This window comes from Amycolatopsis albispora, from assembly GCF_003312875.1.
In the GTDB taxonomy this organism is placed as follows: Bacteria; Actinomycetota; Actinomycetes; order Mycobacteriales; family Pseudonocardiaceae; genus Amycolatopsis; species Amycolatopsis albispora.
The window spans coordinates 4454685-4476673 of the sequence record NZ_CP015163.1 but is presented as its reverse complement, the minus strand read 5'-3'; the positions used below and the strand labels follow the sequence as shown (position 1 = coordinate 4476673).

The 21989-nt window shown below is 70.4% G+C and carries 20 protein-coding genes; 14 read left to right on the top strand and 6 right to left on the bottom strand.

All coding sequences use genetic code 11. The features are described from left to right. Positions 1 to 77: 77 nt before the first annotated feature. Both A4R43_RS20980 and A4R43_RS20975 read right to left on the bottom strand, forming a co-directional pair. A complete protein-coding gene (locus tag A4R43_RS20980; protein WP_162788529.1) occupies positions 78 to 1004 on the bottom strand; it encodes a threonine ammonia-lyase in 927 nt (308 codons plus the stop codon). After that, a complete protein-coding gene (locus A4R43_RS20975) occupies positions 890 to 1681 on the bottom strand; it encodes a CDP-alcohol phosphatidyltransferase family protein (RefSeq protein ID WP_113693891.1) in 792 nt (263 codons plus the stop codon). Before A4R43_RS20975 ends, A4R43_RS20980 begins: the two co-directional genes overlap by 115 nt. A gap of 259 nt (positions 1682 to 1940) precedes the next feature. On the opposite strand from A4R43_RS20975, the gene A4R43_RS20970 reads away from it, so the two are divergent. The 7 genes from A4R43_RS20970 to A4R43_RS20940 all read left to right on the top strand — a co-directional run bounded on the left by A4R43_RS20970 (position 1941) and on the right by A4R43_RS20940 (position 7737). Next, positions 1941 to 2906, top strand: a complete 966-nt coding sequence (locus A4R43_RS20970) for a zinc-dependent alcohol dehydrogenase (protein WP_113693890.1) — start codon at positions 1941 to 1943, stop codon at positions 2904 to 2906. Positions 2907 to 2909: 3 nt separating this feature from the next. After that, the gene (locus A4R43_RS20965) at positions 2910 to 3308 is read left to right on the top strand and encodes a 6-pyruvoyl trahydropterin synthase family protein (RefSeq protein WP_113693889.1); all 399 of its coding nucleotides are present in this window, start codon (positions 2910 to 2912) and stop codon (positions 3306 to 3308) included. Continuing rightward, entirely contained in the window at positions 3305 to 4342 is a 1038-nt protein-coding gene (locus A4R43_RS20960; protein ID WP_113693888.1) for a glycosyltransferase family 4 protein, read from the top strand. The genes A4R43_RS20965 and A4R43_RS20960 overlap by 4 nt, the downstream gene beginning before the upstream one ends. Further along, a complete protein-coding gene (locus A4R43_RS20955) occupies positions 4339 to 5118 on the top strand; it encodes a methyltransferase domain-containing protein (protein ID WP_113693887.1) in 780 nt (259 codons plus the stop codon). The genes A4R43_RS20960 and A4R43_RS20955 overlap by 4 nt, the downstream gene beginning before the upstream one ends. 74 nt (positions 5119 to 5192) lie before the next feature. Next, positions 5193 to 5837 carry a GTP cyclohydrolase II gene (locus A4R43_RS20950; protein WP_113693886.1) on the top strand — a complete coding sequence of 215 codons (645 nt, stop codon included), beginning with the start codon at positions 5193 to 5195 and terminating at the stop codon, positions 5835 to 5837. Then, positions 5834 to 6625: an inositol monophosphatase family protein gene (locus A4R43_RS20945; RefSeq protein WP_113693885.1), complete on the top strand. Its 792-nt coding sequence runs from the start codon at positions 5834 to 5836 to the stop codon at positions 6623 to 6625. Before A4R43_RS20950 ends, A4R43_RS20945 begins: the two co-directional genes overlap by 4 nt. A 71-nt stretch (positions 6626 to 6696) precedes the next feature. Next, on the top strand, positions 6697 to 7737 hold the full coding sequence (locus A4R43_RS20940) for a lysylphosphatidylglycerol synthase transmembrane domain-containing protein (protein ID WP_113693884.1): 1041 nt from the start codon (positions 6697 to 6699) through the stop codon (positions 7735 to 7737). Here A4R43_RS20940 and A4R43_RS20935 read toward each other — a convergent pair. Then, positions 7654 to 8334, bottom strand: coding sequence for a creatininase family protein (locus A4R43_RS20935; protein WP_113697771.1), 681 nt, complete (start codon positions 8332 to 8334; stop codon positions 7654 to 7656). The two genes, A4R43_RS20940 and A4R43_RS20935, sit on opposite strands and share 84 nt — an antisense overlap. Before the next feature lie 71 nt (positions 8335 to 8405). Here A4R43_RS20935 and A4R43_RS20930 point away from each other — a divergent pair, with 71 nt between their 5' ends. The 4 genes from A4R43_RS20930 (at position 8406) to A4R43_RS20915 (ending at position 15117) form a co-directional block, all read left to right on the top strand. Continuing rightward, a complete protein-coding gene (locus A4R43_RS20930) occupies positions 8406 to 11354 on the top strand; it encodes an AfsR/SARP family transcriptional regulator (RefSeq protein ID WP_113693883.1) in 2949 nt (982 codons plus the stop codon). Positions 11355 to 11483: 129 nt separating this feature from the next. Next, entirely contained in the window at positions 11484 to 12086 is a 603-nt protein-coding gene (locus A4R43_RS20925) for a hypothetical protein (RefSeq protein WP_236809160.1), read from the top strand. A 119-nt stretch (positions 12087 to 12205) separates the two neighbouring features. Then, entirely contained in the window at positions 12206 to 13396 is a 1191-nt protein-coding gene (locus A4R43_RS20920; RefSeq protein WP_113693881.1) for an ATP-binding protein, read from the top strand. Next, entirely contained in the window at positions 13393 to 15117 is a 1725-nt protein-coding gene (locus A4R43_RS20915; RefSeq protein WP_162788528.1) for a tetratricopeptide repeat protein, read from the top strand. The genes A4R43_RS20920 and A4R43_RS20915 overlap by 4 nt, the downstream gene beginning before the upstream one ends. Before the next feature lie 446 nt (positions 15118 to 15563). On the opposite strand, the gene A4R43_RS20910 is transcribed toward A4R43_RS20915, so the two are convergent. From A4R43_RS20910 to A4R43_RS20900, 3 genes are read right to left on the bottom strand one after another with little or no spacing between them, the layout of a single operon-like run. Then, on the bottom strand, positions 15564 to 16031 hold the full coding sequence (locus A4R43_RS20910; protein WP_113693879.1) for a Mov34/MPN/PAD-1 family protein: 468 nt from the start codon (positions 16029 to 16031) through the stop codon (positions 15564 to 15566). After that, a complete protein-coding gene (locus A4R43_RS20905) occupies positions 16028 to 17575 on the bottom strand; it encodes a ThiF family adenylyltransferase (protein WP_113693878.1) in 1548 nt (515 codons plus the stop codon). Before A4R43_RS20905 ends, A4R43_RS20910 begins: the two co-directional genes overlap by 4 nt. Beyond that, positions 17572 to 18603, bottom strand: coding sequence for a nucleotidyltransferase domain-containing protein (locus tag A4R43_RS20900; protein ID WP_113693877.1), 1032 nt, complete (start codon positions 18601 to 18603; stop codon positions 17572 to 17574). The genes A4R43_RS20905 and A4R43_RS20900 overlap by 4 nt, the downstream gene beginning before the upstream one ends. 364 nt (positions 18604 to 18967) lie before the next feature. Here A4R43_RS20900 and A4R43_RS20895 point away from each other — a divergent pair, with 364 nt between their 5' ends. The 3 genes from A4R43_RS20895 to A4R43_RS20885 all read left to right on the top strand — a co-directional run bounded on the left by A4R43_RS20895 (position 18968) and on the right by A4R43_RS20885 (position 21983). Then, entirely contained in the window at positions 18968 to 19807 is an 840-nt protein-coding gene (locus A4R43_RS20895) for a hypothetical protein (protein WP_113693876.1), read from the top strand. A 73-nt stretch (positions 19808 to 19880) separates the two neighbouring features. Next, on the top strand, positions 19881 to 20426 hold the full coding sequence (locus A4R43_RS20890) for an STAS-like domain-containing protein (protein ID WP_162788527.1): 546 nt from the start codon (positions 19881 to 19883) through the stop codon (positions 20424 to 20426). Then, positions 20427 to 21983: an SAVED domain-containing protein gene (locus A4R43_RS20885; protein ID WP_113693874.1), complete on the top strand. Its 1557-nt coding sequence runs from the start codon at positions 20427 to 20429 to the stop codon at positions 21981 to 21983. It begins immediately after the preceding gene. Positions 21984 to 21989 lie beyond the last annotated feature (6 nt).

Sequence of the window (21989 nt, the reverse complement as noted above, 5' to 3'; positions counted from 1 at the left end):
CCCTAATTGCGCACCGGTTTCCCCCCTTACCGCTGGACGGCAGGGGCTCAGCGCGCGCCAAGCTTTGTTGCCTTGGATTAGTGCACGGCGTCGAGCAACGCGGGCAAGGTGATATTGCGACCGGACACCACCGCGACCGTCGTGCCGTGCGTTTTCCCTTTGCCCGCAAGCAAAGCGGCGACCGGCAGCGCGCCGGCGCCCTCGGCCACCACACCGCGTTCGGTGAGCAGGTACCGCATTGCCGCGCGGATTTCGGTTTCCGTCACGGTGAGCAGTTCGTGCACGTGCGTGGCGATCAGGCCGATGGTCACCGAACCGGGTTCGACGCCACCGGCCACGCCGTCGGCGATCGTCTCGCCGATCGGGACGTCGACCACGCGGCCCGCGCGCACAGCGGCGGAAACGGCGGTCGATTCGGCGGCTTCCACCCCGATGACGCGGATGTCCTCGTGCCTCGAGGCCCACAACCCGAGCCCGGCGGCCAGCCCGCCACCGCCGACGGCGCACACCACGGTCAGCGGGCCGGGTACCTGCTCGCGCAGTTCGAAGCCGATCGTGCCCTGGCCCGCGATGACCGCCGGGTCGTTGTAGGGCGAGAGGTAGTAGGCGCCGGTGAGCCCCAGCGCGTGCCGTTCCGCGTCGTCGTAGGAGGTGCCGACCTCGACCAGGTCGATACCGGTGGCGCGAAGGGCGGCGACCTTGGCGGGGGAGGCGTTGCCGGGCACCACCACGGTGGCGCGGCGGCCGAGCAGGCGAGCCGCGTGGGCGACACCGAGACCGTGGTTGCCCGCGGAAGCGGTGACCGGCACGACGTCCGGCGGCAGCGTGCTCAGCGCGTTGAGCGCGCCGCGGATCTTGAACGCGCCGGTCGGCTGGAAGGATTCGAGCTTCAGGTGGAAGTCGCCACCCGCGTGGACCGGGGTCGGGGCAAGCCGTGCGGAGATCGTGCGCCAGGCCGTGACGAGGTCGTCGTGGTCCGGCGTGCGCACTCGGCGGAACTCCATGCCCCGAGCTTATGCGCCCGCAGCCACCCGATGTCGCGGCCGAACGACCACAGCAGGCTGGCGAGCGCGCCCGCGGCGACGAGCACGGACAGCACGAGCGGCAGCGTGTCCGCGGTGACCACCACCAGCGTCACACCCTGCACCGCGCACACCGCCTTGCGCGCCGTGCTCGGCGGCAGGTCCGCGCGCAGCCACGGCGCCCACCACGCGGCGGCGACGAAGAGGTACCGCATGGCGCCGATCAGCAGCACCCACGGCCCGGCCACCGAAGCGGCGGCGACGCTGAGCACGAGGATCAGAAAGGCGTCGACCTCCATGTCGAACCGCGCGCCGAGCGCGGAGGCCGTGCCGGTGCGTCGCGCGACCCGGCCGTCCACCGCGTCCAGCACCAGCGCGACCGAGGCGAGCGCGACCAGCAGCGCGGTATGGGACGACCCGTCGGCCACCAGCATCGTCACGGCACCCACCAGCCCGGCCCGCCCGACCGTGACGCGGTTCGCGGGCCCGAGCACCCACGGCCGCCCGACGACCGCCGCGAGCGCACCCCACAGCACCGCGGTCCACGCGGCCCCGGCCAGCCAGCCCACCGGCCCGAGCCCGAGCACCCACCCCAGCGCGGTGAGCCCCGCGACCTGCCCGAGCAGCCAGCAGGCCGCCTCCCGGCCCAGTGTGCGCATCCGGTCCTCCCTAAGTCCCTCACCCAGACCACGTAACACACCGCCAACCGGTTCAAGCCAAGCCGAACCCGCGCACCCCGAGTGCCCAGCCGAGTGTCACGAATGTGGCTTTCGAGACGTTTGGCGTCTCGAAAGCCACATTCGTGACACCTGGCCGACGACGAAGGCACGCGCCCCCGGTTTCGTTCCGGCGCGCGGACCCCGCCCCGGCCTATCCTGGCGAGGCGATCTCCGCGTCCCGCGTCACGGCAGGAGGGAAATGCCCCACGCCTTCTGGCTTCGCGCCCCAGGTCAGGGTGAACTCCGGCCGGTCGAGGTGCCCGCTCCCGGTGAAGGCGAGGTGCTCGTCCGCACGCGCTACACCGGCGTCAGCCGCGGCACCGAGACGCTGGTTTTCCGCGGTCAGGTGCCGGAAAACCAGCACCACACGATGCGCGCTCCCTACCAGGATGGCGATTTTCCCGGCCCGGTGAAGTACGGCTACCTCAACGTCGGCGTGGTCGAGCAGGGCCCGGCCGAACTGCGCGGCCGGACCGTTTTCTGCCTCTACCCCCACCAGACGGCCTACGTGGTCCCGGCGACCGCGGTGACCCCGGTGCCGGACACCGTCCCGCCCGCCCGCGCGATCCTCGCGGGCACCGTGGAGACGGCGGTCAACGCGGTCTGGGACGCCGGGCCGAAGCTCGGCGACCGGATCACCGTGGTCGGCGGCGGCATGGTCGGCTGTGCGGTGGCCGCGATCCTGGCCGGTTTCCCCGGCGCGCGCGTGCAGCTCGTCGACGCCGATCCCGCGCGGGCGAGCGTGGCCGACGCGCTGGGCGTCGGCTTCGCCACGCCGGACGAAGCCGAGCACGACCGCGACCTGGTGATCCACGCCAGCACCACCGAAAGCGGCCTGGTGCGCTCGCTCGAACTGCTCACCACCGACGGGGTGGTCGTTGAGCTGAGTTGGTACGGCGACAAGCGGATTTCCCTGCCACTCGGCGAGTTCTTCCATTCACGGCGGCTCACCATCCGCGGCAGCCAGGTCGGCGTGGTGTCCCCGGCCACCCGCAAATCCCACGCGGACCGCATGGCGCTGGCGATGGACCTGCTCGCCGACCAGCGGTTCGACGCCCTGATCACCGGGGAAAGCCCGTTCGGCGAGTTGCCCGAGGTGCTGCCCCGGCTGGCCGGCGGTGCGCTGCCGGCGTTGTGCCACCGCATCGTCTACCCAGGAGAGTGAGCCTTGTTCAGTGTGAACGTCCGCGGTCACATCATGGTCGCCCACAGCTTCCGGGGTGAGGTCTTCGGCCCGGCACAGCAGCTGCACGGCGCCACCTTCGTGGTGGACGCGACCTTCCGGCGGTCCGAACTGGACTCCGACAACATCGTCGTGGACATCGGACTGGCCACCGAGCAGCTGTCCGCCGTGCTCGGTGAGCTCAACTACCGCAATCTTGACGACGTGCCGGAGTTCGCCGGGACCAACACCTCCACCGAGTTCCTGGCGAAGGTGATCGCCGACCGTCTCGCGGACAAGGTGCACGCGGGTGAGCTGGGCGAGGGCGCGCGCGGGCTCGCCGGGATCACCGTCACCCTGCACGAATCCCATGTGGCCTGGGCGAGCTACGAGCGTTCGCTGTGAGCGTGCTGCACGTTGTGCTGCCGGGCGACGTGGCCGATCCGCGGGTGCCGAGCGGCGGCAACACCTACGACCGCCGCGTGTGCGACGGCCTGCGCGCGCTGGGCTGGCAGGTGCGGGAAACCGCGATCGACGGGAGCTGGCCGGAGCCGGACGACGTCGCGTGCGACCGGCTGGCCGCGCTGCTCACCGGCCTGCCCGCGGGTGCGCTGGTGCTGCTTGACGGCCTGGTCGCGGCAGGCGTGCCGGAGATCGTCACCGCGCACGCCGGCCGGTTGCGGCTGGTGGTGCTGGTGCACCTGCCGCTGGTCGTCGAGCGCCCCGCGCTGGACCGGCTTGAACGCACCACGCTGCACGAGGTCGGCGCGGTGGTGGCGACCAGCGAATGGGCGGCCGGGCAGCTGGCCGCGCACCACGGGCTCGGCCACGTCCACGCGGTGCCGCCGGGCACCGATCCCGCCCCGGTCGCTTCGGGCACCGACGGTGTGCGGCAGTTGCTCTGCCCGGCCGCGGTGACCCCGCGCAAGGGACAGGACCTGCTGTTCAGGGCGCTGGCGGAACTCGACGGCCTGGACTGGCACTGCCGTTGCGTCGGCACGCTGGACCGCAATCCCGCCTACGTCACCGAGGTGGCGGAATTGGCCGCCGCGAGCGGTCTCGGTGAACGGATCGAACTCCCCGGCCCGCGATCGGGGGCGGATCTGGACGCCGAGTTCGATCGGGCGGACCTGGTGGTGCTCACCTCCCGCGCGGAGACGTTCGGCATGGTGGTCACCGAAGCGCTCGCCCGCGGCATTCCCGTGCTCACGACCGACGTGGACGCGCTGCCCGACACGCTCGGCAGAGCGCCGGACGGCACCGTGCCCGGCCTGCTCGCGCCACCCGAACCGGACGCGCTCGCGAAGGCTCTCCGCGCCTGGCTCACCGACGCTGACCTGCGCGAACATCTGCGCGAAGCGGCTTTTGCCCGCAGAAGCATGTTGGCCCTGTGGGACCACACCGCGAGGCAGCTCGCCGGGGTTTTGGAGCGCGTATGAGCGAGTTCTCGTCGGAATGGCTGGCGCTGCGCGAACCGGCCGACGCGGCCGCCCGCGCGGAGGAGCTGCTGGAGCCGTTGCGCAAGCGCTTGCGCACCCCACTGCACATCCGCGACCTGGGCAGCGGCACCGGCTCGATGGTCCGCTGGCTCGCCCCGCGCTTGCCGGGGCCGCAGCACTGGACGCTGCACGACCGCGACCCCGCGCTGCTGGCGGTCGCCGCCGAACGCTGCCCGGGCGTGGTGTCCACCGTGCACGGTGATGTGACCAGCCTGTGCGCCGCCGACCTCGCCGGGACCTCGCTGGTCACCGCGTCGGCGCTGCTCGACCTGCTCACCGCCGAGGAGGTCTCCGCGCTGGCCACGGCCTGCTCGGGCCTTCCGGCGCTGCTGACCTTGTCCGTGGTGGGCGAGGTGGACCTCGATCCGGCCGATCCGCTGGACGCCGAGCTGACCGCCGCGTTCAACGCGCACCAGCGGCGGGTGGTCCAGGGGCGGCGGCTGCTCGGGCCGGACAGCGTGGCGGTCGCGGCGGAGGCGTTCGGCGCGCACGGTGCGACGGTCGAGGTGGCGGCGAGCGACTGGCGGCTGGACGGCGAGCAGGCCGCGCTGACCGCCGAATGGCTCACCGGCTGGGTCGCCGCCGCGGTGGAGCGGGAACCCCGGCTCGCCGAGGCGGCGCGGCGGTACCTGTGCGAGCGGCTCGCGGCCGCCGCCGCGGGTGAGTTGCGCGTGGTGGTGCGCCACCGCGACCTGCTCGCCCTGCCGCCAGGGTGATCGAACACGTGGACGCGACCACCGATCTTGGTTAGCGTGGGGCCCGGGCTTCAGCGATGACGAGGAGTTGTTCGATGCGCGATCAAACCGTCGAGTTCACCGACATCGCCGAAGCCGACCTGATGACCAGTCGCGGGAAATTCCGCACGGTGGCATTCCGCGACTCCGCCGACGGCAACGAGCATATCGCCCTGGTGCTCGGTGAGCTGTGGCAACAACGGGACGTACTGGTCCGCGTGCATTCCGAATGCGTCACCGGGGACATTTTCTCGGCAAGACGTTGCGAATGCGGTGACCAGCTCGGCGCGGCACTGGACCGGATCGTGCAGCGCGGCCGCGGGGTGCTGGTCTACCTGCGCGGACACGAGGGGCGAGGGATCGGGCTGGTGGCCAAGGTGCGCACCCACGTGCTGCAGGACGAGCAGGGGCTGGACACGGTGGATTCGGCGACCTCGCTCGGCCTGCCGGTGGACGCCCGCGATTTCGGACCGGCCGCGCGCGTGCTCAAATATCTCGGCGTTCGCTCGGTCGAGCTGATGTCGAACAATGCCGACAAGATGACCGCGCTGGAATCGTACGGAATCGGAATTTCCGCGCGCGTACCGCTGCTGATCCAGCCGACCGACCACAATATCCGCTATCTCACCGCAAAACGGGACCGGCTCGGCCACGATCTGCCGCACCTCGATTCCGTGGTCGGCGGATCGGCCGGGAAATGACGGACCACGCCTCGCTGCTGCCGGTGGCCACCGAAGCGCTCACCCGTGCCACGCGCATCTTCGGTTCCCGCATTCCGGACACCGTGACGCTCAAGGGCGACCGCGACCTGGTCACCGACGTCGACCTCGCGGTGGAGGACGCGCTGCGGGAGTTCCTGGGCGCGGAAACCCCGGAAATCGGCTTCCTCGGTGAGGAACGCGGCCACACCGGCCCGAAGGACCGCTGGTGGGTGCTGGACCCGGTGGACGGCACCTCGAACCTGGCGCACGGCATCCCGTTGTGCGGGGTGGCGCTCGGCCTGGTCGACGGCGACCGCGGGGTGCTGGGCGCGATCGACCTGCCGTTCCTCGGCGCCCGGTACACCGCCGTCGAAGGCGGTGGCGCGTTCGCCGGTGACCAGCCGATCCGGGTCGCGGGCGTGGCCGAACTGGGCGACGCGGTGCTCTCGGTGGGCGACTTCGCGACGGGCGAGGGTGCCGAGGCGAAGAACCGCGTGCGGCTGGGCCTGCTGGCCAGGCTGGGCGCGCGGGCGCACCGGATCCGGATGCTGGGCAGCGCGGCGATCGACCTGGCCTGGGTGGCCGAAGGCAAGCTCGCGGGCACGGTGATCCTGTCGAACCTGCCGTGGGACACCGCCGCGGGCGTGCTGCTGGTGCGCGAGGCCGGTGGACTGGTGCTCGACAGCGACGGCAGCGACCACACCGTCGACTCGGCCGCGACCATCGCCGCCGGGCCCGCCCTGCTCACGGAACTGCTGGCCTTGCTGCGGCAGGCCGAACTCGATTGAACCGCCCGGCCCGACGATTCGTGCTCCTGGTTGCCGGGGTAACCCCAGCCGCGGCAGGAGGAGGGATCTCGATGACCGCGGCCGTGCTCACCCCCGGGCTGTCCGATGCGGGCAGGCGCCTGCTGTGGACGTGGGCCCGCCTGCTGGCCGGTGCCGCCCTCCTCGGCTTCCTGGTCTGGCAGCTGGGCACCGGCGCCCTGCTCGACGGGCTGCGCGCGGTGAACCTGCCCGCGGTGCTGGCCGCGCTCGGCATCGGCCTGCTCACCACGGTGTTCAGCGCGGCCCGCTGGGTGCTGATCGCCCGCCGCCTGGGGCTGCGGCTCCCGCTGGGTGAAGCCGTCTCGGCGTACTACCGCGCGTTGTTCCTCAACGTGGCCCTGCCCGGCGGCGTGCTCGGCGACGTGCATCGCGCGGTCCGGCACGGCCGGGACGAAGGCAACCTCGGCCGGGGCGTACGGGCCGTGGTGCTCGAACGCACGGGCGGCCAAGTGGTGCTCATCGCCGCCGGGATCGCCGTGCTGACCACGCAACCGGCGCTCGTCCCGGCGCAGGCCCGCGAGTTCATCACCGCGCTCGGCATCGGGCTGGTGCCGGTGGCGCTCGGCCTGCTCGCCGTCGCGCCCGTGGTGGCCCGGCGCTGGGCGGACAGCGGGTCGAAGTGGCAGCGCGGAGTCGCGGCCACCGTCGCCGACGTGCGCACCGGGCTGCTGTCGGCGCGGACCTGGCCGGGCGTGGTGACGCTGTCGGCGGTCGCGCTGGCCGGTCACCTGACCTTGTTCCTGGTGGCCACGCGGGTGGCGGGCACCGAGGCGCCGATCACCGAGCTGCTGCCGATCTTCCTGCTGGCGTTGCTGGCGATGGGCCTGCCGATCAACGTCGGCGGCTGGGGACCGCGGGAGGGGGTCACCGCGCTTTCCTTCGGCGCGGCCGGTCTCGGCGCCGCGCAGGGGCTGACCGTGGCGGTGGTGTACGGCCTGCTGAGCGCGGTGGCGAGCCTTCCGGGCGCCGGGGTGCTGGTGCTCGGCCGGTCAGCGAAGCGCGCGCAGGCAGTCCCCGAACGCCTCGGCGAGCCGGTCGAGCACGGCGCGTCCCTTGGCCGCGGTGGCCAGTGACGGCCTGCCCACCACGCCGCTCCTGGTGTAGGCGGACAGCCCGAGGGTGAGCAGGTCGCGGCGGTCCTCGGCGAGTTCGTCGGCGGTTTCCCAGCCGGGCCGCACCAGGTCGGGATGGGCGTGCAGCAGGATCGACGTTTCCAGCTCACCCGCGTGCATATCGCTGTACGCCGTGGTTTCCAGCCCGGCCGCGACGCGTACGTCGTCCCAGCACTCCATGCTCGGGAACAACGCCATTCCGCTCGACTGCTGCACGACGTTGCCCAGCACGTAGTTGCCGCCGTGGCCGTTGACCAGCACCAGCTTCTCGATCCCGCTCGCCCGCAGCGAAGCCGCCACGTCGGTGACGATGGCGGCGAGCGTGGTGGCCGAGATGCTGACCGTGCCCGGCCAGGCGGCGTGCTCGTGCGAGCAGGAAATGGTGACCGGGGGCAGGCGCAGCACCGAATGCGCCGCGGCGACCGCCTCGGCGATGGTGCACGCGATCACCGTGTCGGTGGCCAGCGGCAGGTGCGTGCCGTGCTGCTCGTGGCTGCCGACCGGGAGCACCGCGACCTCGGCACCGGCCGCTTCGGCGGCGGTGTGCGTCGGGAGCATCAGCACCTCCACTGTGGACGTGGCGGATTTTCCCACAGCGATACAGTGGCCGCCGAAGGCGGGAGGCGGTTGTGGACTTCGGAGTGCTGGGCCCGCTGACCGTGCGGCGAGCGGGCGTTTCGCTGGACCTCGGCACACCGAAGGGACGGCTGCTGCTGGCGGTCCTGCTGAGCCGCCTGGGCAGGCCGGTTTCCGACGACGCGCTGGCGGAGGCGCTCTGGGGCGGCGACCAGCCGAAGAGCGCCGCCAAGAACGTGCAGACCTACGTCCACCGGCTCCGCCAGGTGCTGGGTGAGCCGGGCCGGATCACCAGGGCGGGCGCCGGTTACCAGCTGCGTGCCGACCGCGACGAGCTGGACGCGACGCGGTTCGAGGCGCTGGCGGGCCGGGCCAGGGCGGCGCTGGTGGCCGGTGAGCTGGAGCGGGCGCGCCGCCTGTTCGACGAGGCGCTGGGGCTCTGGCGGGGGCCCGCGTTCGCCGGGATGGCCGATCTGCCCGCGTTGACCGCGGAGGCCGTCCGGCTGGACGAATCACGGCTGGGTGTGCTCGAAGAACGCATCGACGTCGACCTGCGGCTCGGGCGGCACGGCGAGGTGCTCGGCGAGCTGACCGCGTTGACCATGGAACACCCGTTGCGCGAGCGGATGTGGGCCCAGCTCATGCTCGCGCTGTACCGCGGTGGCCGCCGGGCGGACGCGTTGCAGGCCTATCTCCAGGTGCGCGGGGTGCTCGCCGAGGAAACCGGGCTGGAGCCGGGACAGCAGCTGCGCGAACTGCACCAGACCATTCTCAGCGACCACGACGAAGTAGCACCGGAACCGCGCAACGGCGCCCGGATGCTGCCGCCGGCGCTCGGCGACTTCACCGGGCAGCGCGCGGAACTGGCGGCGATCGAGTCGGTGCTGCGCGAGGAACGGGCCGCCGACGAGCCCGCCCCGGTGGTGACGATCTCGGGTCCCGGCGGCATCGGCAAAACCGCGCTCGTGGTGCAGGCCGCGCACCGCCTCCGGTCCACCTATCCCGACGGGCAGCTGTTCGCGGCACTGGCCGGGACACGCGCCCAGCCCGCCGATCCGGCCACCGTGCTCGGCCGCTTCCTGCGGGCGCTGGGCGTGCCCGCCACCGCGGTGCCCGACGACACGGAGGAACGCACGGCGCGCTACCGGGGCCTGCTCGCGGAACGCCGGATCCTGGTGGTGCTCGACGACGCGCTCGACGAGGAACAGCTGGCGCCGCTGATGCCGGCCAGCGGGACCTGCGGAGTGCTCGTCACCGGCCGCGTGCGGCTGGGCGGTCTTGGTGGCGCGCACCGGGTCGAGCTGCGCGAGATGTCCGAAGTGGACAGTGTGGCGATGTTGCGCACCAGCACGGACGACAGGCTGACTTCGGCGACCACCGGGGAACTGGCCGAGCTGGTCCGGTTGTGCGCGCGATTGCCGCTGGCCTTGCGGATCGCCGGTTCGCTGCTGGTGTCCCGGCCGCACTGGCGGCTCGCGGACCTCGTTTCCCGGCTGGCGGACGAGCAGCACCGGCTGGACGCGCTGCGATACCGCGATCTTGAGGTCCGGGCCAGTTTCGGGCTGAGCTACCAGGGACTCCGGCCGGAGGCGCGGCGGTTGTTCCGGCTGCTCGGCTTGCTGGAGGCACCCGACTTCCCGCTCTGGGCGGCCGCCGCCGCGCTCGACACCGAACTGCGCGCGGCCCAGGAACTGCTCGACGAACTGGTCGACGTCCACCTGCTCGACGTCACCGGCTCGCCGAACGGCCAGGCGCGCTACGGCTTCCACGACCTGATCCGCGCGTACGCGAGGGAACGCGCGGAGGCGGAGGAACCGCCGGAGGCGCGGCAGGAGGCCGTCGTCCGCGTGCTCGGCGCCCTGCTGGCACTGACCGACATCGCCGACCGCGACCACATGGGACAGAACCTGTTCCAGCAGGACGCGGCCCGGTGGCGGCCGGAGCGGGTGGCGGCGAGCCTGCCGCCGTCCGTGCCGCCGATGACCGTGCTGGACGCGGAGCGCGTCCCGCTGGTGGCGGGCGTGCGGCAGGCCGCGGAACTCGGCCGGGACGAACTGTGCTGGGAGCTGGCCGTCGGCGGGCACGCGTTGTTCGAAACGGAACGGTACTTCGACGACTGGCAGGAGTGCTACGACACGGCGATGGCGCTGGCCGAGGTCGCGGGGAACGTGCGCGGCCGGGCCAGGCTGCTCATCTCGATGGCCGGGCTGCGGTACACCCGGCGCCGCTACGGTCCTGCGGAAGAGGCGAACACCGAGGCCATGCGCCTGTTCGAGCGGATCGGGGACCGGCGGGGTTATCTGGAGGCGCTGAGCAACGCGCCGTTCTTCCTGGTGCCCAACGGACGGCTGACCGAGGCGATCGCCGCGGGCCGCGAGGCCTACGAACGGCTCGACGGCGGCGGGCAGGTCGCGGCGGCACTGCACGCGTACTCGCAGGTCGGCCTCGCCCACCTGCAGGCCGGTCGGCCGGAGGAAGCGGTCGAGGTGCTCGCGGAGATCGTCGCCGGGGCGCGGAAGCAGGGGATCCGGGCGTTGCTCGCGCGGGACACCTACTGGCTGGGCCAGGCGCAGGTGGCGCTCGGCAGGCACGCGGAAGCGGCGGAGGCCTTCACCGAACTGGCCGAGATCGCCGGGGACATCGGGCCGTCGGGCGGGTTCTACACGGCCCACGCCTGGGGTTGTCTCCACTTGGCGCGAGGGGACCACGCCGACGCGCGGCGCTGTCTCACCGAAGCCGTGGAGGTCGCGCGGGCGTTGCACGATCCCATGTTCGAGACCCGGGCCAACGTCGAACTGCTCGATCTTCGCCTGTACGACCGCGACGAGTTGCCCGCCGTGATCGGCCAGGCGGAGCACGCGGTCGAGGTGGCCCGCGGCATCGACTACCCGTACCTGCTGGCCGGGGTGCTGGAAAGGCTCGCGCGGCTGCGGGCCGCGGTGGGCGAAGACGTGGACCACCTCGCGGCGGAGGCCGCCGCCGCGGCCGCGAAGATCGGCTGAGGCACGTATTCCCGGCGTGTGCCGCCCGTATTCCGGGCTCTGCCAGTGTGCGCGGCGTCGAACGTTCGAAGCCGCCTTCGCGGGCGGCTCTGGTTACGCAGTGAGGTAGTAGTGCACAAGGGACGCATCGTGTTCGCGGCAGCTCTGGCCACCATCGGGCTCGGGCTGTCGGCCTGCGGCAGCGAGCAGAAGCCGCCGGCGGCACCGGCCCCGCCGGCCCCGTCGACCCCGGCCGCGTCCGCACCCGCGTCGGACAACGCGGAGGCCGCCCCGGTCGAGGGCGATATCACCGCCCCCGGAACGAAACTCAAGCTGGGGGAGCGGGCGGTGCTGCCGTTCGAGTACACCAAGCAGAAGAAGGGCACCATCGCGATCACCGTCACCGCGATCGAGAAGGGCAGCGAGTCCGACATGGCCGCCTTCGGCGAGAAGGCGAAGGGCATGACGCCGTACTTCATCAAGATGAAGGTGGAGAACGTCGGCGGGACCGACCTGGCGCACGCTTCGCTGAAGTTGAACGGTGTCCTGGAAGGCGGCAGCGGCACGGGGGTCGTGCTGATCGGCGACATCCCCGGCAAGTGCGACAACGAGACCGCGCCCGCCAAGTTCACCACAACGGGCGCCTCGTACGAGACCTGCTCACTCAGCGCGTCCAAGGACAAGCCCGTCACCGCCGCCGAATTCGACGAGGGCGACACCTACCAGGACGGCCCGGTCGTCTGGACCAGCTGAGCTCCCGCACCGGCCACCGCCCGGCCACAGTGGACAGGATCTTGGGTGAAACCCCTGCGGGCTCGCCGTGATCGACGGCATGCTTGGCTCTGGTCCGGAACACGGAAAGGGGTCGGGCGGTGCAGGGTGGCAATCCAGATGACGGCTTCGTCGAGGTGATCGCGCGCGAAGTGGAGGCCGACCCCGGGAATCTGGCGCTGCGTGAGGACTTCGTCACGCTGCTGCTGTCGCAGGACCCGGACCGCGCCGCCGCCGAACTGGACGCGTTCGAGGCCTTCGGCGGTGATCCGGCGCGGATCCGCCTGCTGCGTGCCCGGCTGATGGCGGCGCGGCTGCGTGCCTCGAACCCGCCGCCGCCCGCCGAAACCGCGGCGCGCCCGGTCGACGAGGACCGTCAGGACAGCGGCGCCGCGGTGTCGGCGTCGCTGTGGGACACCGAGCGCCCGGCGGTGACCCTGGACGATGTCGCGGGGCTCGCCGAGGTCAAGCGGCACCTCGACACCACGTTCCTGGCTCCGCTGCGTCATCCCGAGCTGGCGGCCGCGTTCGGGCAGAAACCGGGTGGATCACTGCTGATGTACGGCCCTCCCGGATGCGGCAAGACGTTCATCGCCAGGGCGATCGCGGGTGATCTCGGCGCGTCCTTCCTCCACGTGACCCTCGCCGACCTGCTCAGCAAGTGGCTGGGGGAGAGCGAAAAGGCGATCCAGAGCGTGTTCCGCCACGCCCGCGCGGCCGCGCCGTGCGTGATCTTCTTCGACGAGTTCGACGCGCTCGGCGGACGGCGGACCTCCGGTGGCGGCGGCTCGCAGTCGATGCGGATGCTCGTCACCCAGCTGCTGGAGGAACTCGACGGCGTGGCCGGCGCGAACGAGGGCGTCTACTTCCTGGCCGCGACGAACCGGCCGTGGGACATCGACTCCGCGCTGCGCCGTCCGGGCCGGATCGACAAGACGGTGCTGGTGCTGCCGCCGGACGCGGTCGCCAGGGCGGCGATCGTGCAGGGCGCGCTGGCCGGCAAGCCCGCCGGCGAGGTCGATGTGGTGGCCGTCGCGGCGGCGACCGAGGGCTTCTCCGGCGCCGACCTCGCGCACCTGACGACCACCGTGCTCCAGCAGGCGATGGTCGAGTCCATGAGCAAGGGTGAGCTGGTACCGGTGACCACCGACGCGATGCTGGCCGCGGTCGGCGGGATCGTCCCCTCCACGACGGCCTGGTTCGACCAGGTGGCGCCGGTGCTGGAGTACGGCGTCGACGACGGCACCTTCGACCAGCTCCGGGCGTACCGGGTGAAGCGGGGCATGCGATGAGGGACGCGGCGGTGGAGCGGGACCTGGACCTGGCGTGGGAACTCCTGGGCGCGCAGCCGACCCATCCCAAGGTGGCCGAGCTGGCGGTGCGCGTGCTCGCGGCCGAGCCGGAGCGGAACAGCGCGCTGATGGCGCTCGGCAACCACCGTCATGCGCGCGGTGAGCTCGACGAGGCGCGACGGCTGTTCCTCCAGGTGGCCGGTCGCCGCGACAACTGGTTCACCATGGCGGCTCGTTCGCTGCGGTTGCTGGAACAGGCGGAGAAGAACCACGACGAGGCGCTGCGGTGGGCTCGCGTCGTGCTGGGCGAGGACCACGAGGACTGGCACGACTGGATGGAGCTGGGCGACATCCAGGCCCGCTCCGGCGAGTACGAGGCCGGGTGGCGGCAGCTCGACGAAGCGGTGGCACTGTGCTCGCGGACGGCGCCGGACGACCTGCCCAAGGCACTCGAAAAGCGCGCGGAGTACCTGCTGGCGAGCCTCGCGCCGCCGGAGCGGTTCGCGGCCGCGGCGGAGGAGGCCATCCGGGCCGACGCGGCGAACTCCTGGGTCGGTGTGCTGCTCGGCTGGGCCTACCTGGCGCAGTACCGGTTCGACGACGCCGAGCAGCTCGGTCTCCGGCTCCTGCGGGAAAACCCGACCGAAGACCTGTTGCACAGCCTGGTGGACACGGCTCGGACGATGCAGGAGATCTTGAAGAAGGCGAGCGACGACGACATCACCCTTGATGACCTCCGCCGCACCGGCGCGCTCGAGCTGGCGTGGCAGCAACTCCGCGACCAGAAGCTCGGCATCGACCTGACTTCCGCGCTGGCCGCACTGGACGACGTGCTGCCCGACGATCTTCGCGCCACCCTGCGACCGGGCGCCGAGCTGGGCGAGGGTGAGAAGGTGGGTTCCCTGGCCGCACAGGACCTGGTGACCTGGCACGACGGCCAGGAGCCCGGCACGGGTGCCCTGTGGGGACTGGCCGAGCCGTTCCGCCTGATGTCGGCGGCCGAGATCCTCGCCATGGACGCCGAGATCGAAGCCGATCAGGAGGCACACCCGGACTGGCCGGAGAACGAGGTCTGGGAACAGGTGATGACCGACGACGCTGGCGCGTATCTGGTCGCCGTGGCGTTCGGTGCGCTGGTCAAGCGCCGCCCGGGGCAGCCGGACGAGCCCGTCGCCGCGTCGATGGCCGACTGGATCTGGGACCGGGTGGCCGCCTTCGGCGGCCGTGACCCGCGACCGGCGCCCAGGAAGCCCGAACAGCCCCCGGCCGACCTGCCGGACCTGCCCGCTGTCCCCGGCACCTCACTGACCGGCGACATCGCGACAATGTACGCCGCCCTGGGCGTGCCCGAGGACGCCGCGGCCTACGCGGAACTGCGCGCCCTCTTCCCCGTCTCGAGTGTCCGGCGAAGCGAACTGGAACCCGACCTCCCCAGCACGGAAGGCGTCTACCTCGTGGTGCTCGATGGGCTGGTGAAGAAGGTCACCGTCGAGGTCGCGCACTGCCGGAGCGCCGACCGCGTGATCGTCGGCCTCGACCTCCACGACCACCGCGGCTCGGTCGACGCCTACGTGCGGGCGAACGGGGCCGTGCCGCACAACAACTGGGTCAATCGCGCCACCGGCGAGGTCACGGCCAACTACGACCTGGCCAACCACCGGCTGGGCCTGCACTGGAACCACGGCAAACTCACCCGAATCTCCTTGTCCGCCACCGACTAGTCAGTGACCACAGTGGACAGGGCGACCTCCGGAAACACAAAACTCCAGGCCGGCGCTGTTGCTGACCTGGAGTCTGGGGGGTGCCATCAGGGACTCGAACCCGCTGGTCAAGAGCCCGAACCCACCGCCCTGGACGCTGCCGAGTGACGTCGAACAAGGTTGGCGTCCTCGGTTAGGGAACGGTCGTAATGTCAGCCCTCTGTCGGCGCGTGCTGCGGTGGCGGCCGCCGCTGGCCTGCCTGCCGGTCCAGCAATAGCGCGGGCCCTCCGGCGCCAGCCAAGAACAGGTGCACTGCCTCGGTAGCCGGGTTCAGCCCGAACCAAGTTTCGTACGTTCTGCGCAGCTTCTGCAGGAGGGACTTGCTCTTGCCGCCTCATAGCGGGACTCGCGAAGAAGGCGTCGTCGACATTGGTAGCACCGGCACCGACTGCCGGCTGGGGAGCGGTCATGTCGTTGCCTTCCCGGAGGTACCGGGGATCAGACCGCGGATGAGCGGGTGGCTTGCGGACTCGGTGACGACGGCTTCGACGAGGCCGTCGGCTCGGTGGACGAGGAGGACCAGGGGCTGGTCGTACTGGTCGGATGCGTGCTGGATCGAGGCGAGGTCCTGACTGCTGACCCCGCAGGCGCCGGGGTGGCTGTGCCAGTCTCCGACGTAGCCGAGCCAGGGATTTCCCTGGTCGCTGAGTGCGACCTGGAGTGCGGCCTGCGCCGTGTCGTGGTCGCGGGTCCAGGACGTCCGGGTGGCGTCGGGGTCTGGCACTTCGACTGCGTGGCGCACGATGACGCGCTCCTCAAGCCACCACCCGAGCAAAATTCCGCCGGTCTCGCGAGGGTGCGCAGCTGCGGCAGCCGCGGCGATCGTCGACGTCACCTCGGCCGCCACCTGCAGCACTTCGTCTCCGTCGTTCATGACGCGGCGCGTTGCGGGTGGTCGGAAGTGACCCAGCCGAGGACGTCGAAGGGCGGTTGATCTTGGGGCCTGCGTACGTCGGCGACAGTCGCGGGGAATTTGCGCTCGGCGGTGACCTCGTCGATCACAACTCGAAGGGCAAGCTCGGCGGCCGCCACGACGGCCCCGGGAGGCGTGGGGGAAACCGGGCTGCCGCAGCCTCGTTCACGCAGCGGACTGATGTGCTCCACCGCGGGAAGCGGCGACAGGTGGCGTTCACCGTGGCGTAAGGGCAGCCGGTCGACCCGCAGGACGTCGCCGTCACGCTGGACGCACACGGACACGACGGTGTGGTCCGATCCGGCGTCGATGTTCGTGACCGCGGTTGCGAGCAAGCTGCTTGCCCGGCCACTCGCGGTTGCGTCCACCACGATCCGGTGTCGGCGCAGCACGTCGGTTGCGTCCTCCAATGTCGACACCCGCTCGGGCCTGACCTGCACCGCGGCCACATCGGGGTCGATGGTGCGAAGATGGGACCACACTGCATAAGGTTTTGGACATCCGACGTACTGGTGGCCAGCGACGTGCCGGACGACGTTGCCCGGCCTCAGGAGCTCGGCGTCGACCAGAGTCAGCTGCCTGGCCCCGGACCGGAACAGCAGCTCGGCGGTGTACGAGCCGATCGCCCCGCACCCGACGATCGCGATGGGGACGTCGGCGAGCGCGGCACGTGCCGGGCCGGCGCGCATCGTGCGGGTCTTCGTGCTCGTGTCTGCGCTTTCGCAGGCGGTGATCCTAATACCGGCAGCATCGGAACGGGCCCGCAAGGCGAGTGCGGCGTTCGCACCGCCTCGGGTGTACTGGAGCAAGACGACGGTGATCACGCCCATCTTGATCAGGCGGCTGACTTCTGCGGCGTGGGTGCCCAGGAACGCCGCGACGTCATCCCAACTTCGTACCGGGCGAACGACGGACCCGAGGTCGGTTACCCAGGCGAGCCGTCGGTCCTTGCGGTTGCGCCGCCGGCCGTTGACGATGTTCCCCGTCCGCCGGGCCTTGTCGGTGATGCAGATGATCGCAGGGCCCCCTTTGGTCTGTACAGCACGATCAGGAGCCAGCCTCGTCGCGTCGTAGAGCACCATCCAGGGACGATCGTCTTCCTGGTCTAGGTAGCGTTCCAGGTCGCAAGAGTCGTCGCCGGGCCATCCTGCTGCGGTCTTCTCCAGCCAGCCGGCGATCCGGTCCAGAAGTTTTCGCGGGTCCAGCCACGGGGCGTCGTCGACTGACCAGTCCTCGTCCCAGAGACAAAGTGTGTTGTCAGCGTTGATGTGGAAGGTGATCTCGAGCGGACCGCCGGGGTCCAGGAGCCGCACCCTCGGTGGTGCGAATGGAAAGGTCGCGTCGGGCATGATCTCCACTCGCGCCGTGCACACGGTTGCCGGTTGGCCGGGCGTGGCTGGGGCGCTCCAGCGCACCGGGCCGTGGAGCCGTTCCCCATCGTCGGTGAAACCGAGTGCAGGGAACGGCTCTCGCCACCGGTCGACGTCACCGGAGAACATGTTCATGCGTACCGGTCGCGGCCGGCCGGCACTGCCGGGGCGCCTTTGAGGAGACGCCCTGTCTGCTTCTCCGTTCCGTCGGCGTTGCACGCATCGGGGAGGGCGAAGACATCCTCCGGATCATCGGTTTGCTGCGTCACTCCCAGGAGCTCTTGCCACTTCAAGGCGCTCGCGCAGACGTCATCCTCGTCGCGCGCGTCTTCCGCGAGCTGGGCCGCCTCCGCGATCCGTTCGGCGGCGGCCTCGATCTGCTCTCGCGTAGCCTTCGTCGTGATGGTGCGCTCGTCGAGCGTCGGGTCGTCGGGACCCTTCTCGACGTAGTCCGGCAGCCGGTCCGCGATCTCTCGCAGGACCACGCACAGATACTCGGCGACGGTGTTCTCGTTCGGCTCGAGGTCCTGGAAGGCGTGGTAGGTGAGGACCTCGAAGTAGTAGCCGCCCGGCTGCTCGTCGACCCAGGTGCGCCGAATCTGCCGGATCAACTTGACCACCGGCACGTAGACGCCGGATTTGGGGTTGTCTGAGGAGAGAAGGAATTTCTTGTTCGCCGCGGTCTTGAGCTCGGTCATCTTGACCGGGTTGGTCTCCACCCAGCGGGCACGGCCGTCGTCCTCGATCTTCTGCGGGATCTGCCAGTGGTCCTCCGGGTGGTCCACGCACGGGCGTGCGATGACAACGTCCACGGACAGGCCGTAGTCCGGGAACTTGACTTCGACCGAGCGGTACTGGCGCTTCACCTGGCCGGGGAAGGCCTCACCGAGGACGTCCTTCACATGGTCGAGTATCTCGCCCGGACGCAGCGTGGCCGTCGCGTTCCTCAAGCGGGCGAACACGTCGACGTCCTTGACGCGCTTGATTGACACGTCCCGGCCGTAGGAGCCGATGAGGACCGGAGAGACCCCGAGCTCCCTCAACCGGTCGTCGGCCTCCAAGGCCCCGCTTACCTGCTTGTGTGCGTCGGCGGCGTTCTGCGCGTCGGTCTGTGGCTCGATGCGGCGCAGTGCGGCATCGAATTGGGTGGCGAGGGTCGCCATCAGGGCTTCTCCTTTCCAAGTTCGGGCGAGGGCCAGGTGCGGGTGGTGTCCGCTCGCGCCGGTGAAGACCGGGGCTGGGGGTGAGTTCGGTGCCGGAGGCGAGCACCGCGGCGGGAACCAGCCGCTGGACGAGGCCGGAACCGGTGAAGCCGGGCAGGTCCGGCATCGCGCAGCATGACGCCAAGAGCGTGGTTGGTCCGCGTTGCTCCGGTCATGCGCGGGCACCTCCTTGTCGGGTGAGCTGCCCGGCGAACGTTCGCCGGGCAGCGACCTTGTCGCCGCATCGGTTTCATTGAACCAGATGAAACCGCGCGCCGACGTGTCCGCCCCCAGCTCGGCGTGTCGATCTGGAAAACTGGGTGGCGTGCGCATCGAGCTCGCCGGGCGGTGGCCGCTGCTGCGCCGCCTCCGGCTGGTCGAGCCGGCGGCTGGCTCCCTGATCCTGGATGCGCGGCGGCTCACCTTCGCCTCGCCGCTCGACCTCGCGGCGATGGTGGCGCTCGCCCGTTCCGCCGAGGCCGGTGGCGACCGGGTGCGGCTGATCGCGCCACGCGATCACAATGTCACGTCGTACCTCGAACGGTTGGACGTCATCAGCAACCTGCCCGTCGGCGCGGAGGTTGTCGGAGCGCTCGCCGGTGGGCCCCGCGCGGACCGGGCGGACAGCTTGCTCGAAGTCGCGCACCTGACCCCCGATGATGCCGACCGGCTGCTCGATCGACTCGGCCGGGTGTTCACGTCGCGCTACGGGCCCCGCGGGCGCCGGTACTTCGCGGCAGTCGGTGAACTGGTCGACAACGCGATCAGCCATGGGCGGAGCGACCTCGGTGCTTTCATTGCCGCGCAGGTCTACACCGGGACGACCAGCGGTCGGCCCGGTATCGAGTTCGCGGTCTGCGACACCGGGATCGGTGTGCGCGCGCATCTGAGCCGCAACTTGGCCAACGAAGTCCCGGCCGACGATGTGGCGGCCTTGAAGACGGCACTCAGGCCAGGGGTGACCGGCACTCAAGAGGAGCGAGGTCATGGTCTGAACGACCTGTGGCGAGCCGTGCCGGAAACGGGCTTTGCCCGCTTGCAGCTGCGCAGCGGCAAAGGCCTCGCCAGTGTTGTCGGCCACGGTGGCACGAGACGTCCGAGGTGCGTACTCGACGAAGTCGACGTGCCGGGGACCTGGGCATGGCTGCGAGTGCGTCCTTACTAGTCACCGCCGCTTGTGCTTCAATGGCTTCAATGAAACGGGGAGGCTTGTGATGGGACGGCATCATCTGTACCGCGTGAGCGAACACGGCTCCTTCCTCGCCACCCGTAGCACCGCCAAGCTCGCGCGGGAGTCACTGGAGCACGAGGCGTCCACCGCGCCGCACGATGCTGAGATCATCATCGACTTCACCGGAGTCGATGCCATGACCATCAGTTTCGCCGACGAGTTTCTCGGGAAGTTCTACGTCGCGGTCGCCACCGGAGATGTTGCGGTATCGGCTGTGCTGCTTCGGGGGTTGAACGAGGAGACCCTTGAAACCATGCAGATATGCCTTGATCGACGCGAGCTGATGGCAGCCACTGTGGACGGTGATGAGATCCACCTGATAGCAGCGCCGGAGCATTTGGATGAGACGTATCGCCATGCTGTCGCGCTGCGGCGGTTTCGCGCCGGGGAGTTGTCCGAGCGTCTCGGTGTCACGCTGCAGAACGTCAACAATCGGCTGAAGCGCCTGGTATCGAGTGGCACGCTCAAGCGCGAAAAAAGCATCCCGTCGAACAGAGGTGGCAAGGAATTCGTGTACACGATTCCGGGATCGTGGTGCGAAGGGACCACGTAGGTGACGCAAGACGTTTCCGCTGGTCGCGCTGACGAGGCGCCGACTCTGGTCTTCGTCAACTATCGGGGCAGGGACACGGCTTCCGCCGCGGCGCTCGTCCATGCCGAGTTGTCGGCCAGATTTGGTGCGAAGTCTGTCTTCCTGGACTACGAATCCATTCCCTTGGGTCGCGACTTCGAGCCGGTTTTGCTTTCCCGGGTGCGTGAAAGTGCTGTCTTGCTCAGCCTGATCGGCGCTCGCTGGCTGACCGGCGAGCCTGGCAGCCGTGCCATCGACCATCCTGACGATTGGGTGCGCCGGGAGATTCTTGAAGCATGGGAGCACGGTGTTCCTGTCGTGCCGGTCTTGTTCGAGGGCGCGCGGTTGTCCGCGGAAGAACTGCCCGCCGAGTTGGTGGGGTTGACCAAGCTCCAGTACTTCGAGATCCGTGCTCGGCGGCAACGCCACGACATCGCCGGTCTCGCGGAGCGGCTTGCGCGAGAGATCCCTGGTCTGCGCGATCTTCCGGTGGATGACCTGAGCCCGTGGCAAGCCATCGTCGCGGCGGTCCAGCGGCCCACGGGAGTTGGAGCCGGTGCTGCGGCCTCCATCGCCGTGAGTGCCGATGGCACCGTCAGTCTTCGGCGCCCCGTCGCTTCGGCTGCTGACCGGCAAATATCCCGGGATCAGCGGCTTTTCCAGGACATGGTTTACGCAGCGGGTCTCCGAGACGACGACGCCGCCGATCGCGCGGCTCGCGATTGGATGGAACGTCGTGCCGCCGGCGGGGCGCCCGAAGTCAATCGTGAGGAGATCGAGCGAGCGGTCGTCGAACTCGGGTTGTGTGCCGCACGTCCTCGCGCCGTGCTTTCGGTAGCCACCCTGAAACCCGATGTCATGGCAGCGCAAGCCGACTACTCCCTGGATTGGGTCGACAGGTTCGAAGGGGATTCGCCGTACCTCAAACGGCGCCCGCTTGCCCCGTCGACGTGGGCCGAACTCCAGGCGGAGATCGAGGAGATCCCGCGGAACCTGCCGGTCGGGCACCCTGAGATTCTGCTGACCGGCAGTCTCCGGCAGGCCACCGCCTTCGCGGTCGGCAGTGCGCTCCGAATGGTCACTGGGGTGGACGTCGCTGTCAACCAGCGTGGAGCACTCTGGGCGTCGAACACGGACTTCGAGACCGTGGCGGTCCCCGCGTTGTCCGAGTATCCGATCGGCGGGGGAGGGGATCTGGCCGTAGCGATCGCGGTGTCCGCCGACCCGGTGGAGGAGGTCCTCGCGTTCATCGACGAGGCCGGAGTCCCGGCCGGGCGGCTCCTCTGCCTGTCGCCAGCCCTCGGGATCCGCGACAACGCCATCCCCAGTCCCGCCGTGGCCACCGCGTTCGCACAAGGTTGCCGTGACGCCGTCCGGAAAGCATGTCAGGACAGCCCCAGGATCCACCTGTTCCTGGCGGGACCGATGGGCTTGTCACTTCTGCTCGGCCACCGCTGGAATCGACTGCGCCCAACGGTGGTGTACGAAGATGTGCAAGGAGTGACGGTCTACGAGCGTGCGTTCACAGTCGCAGCCTGAAGTCCC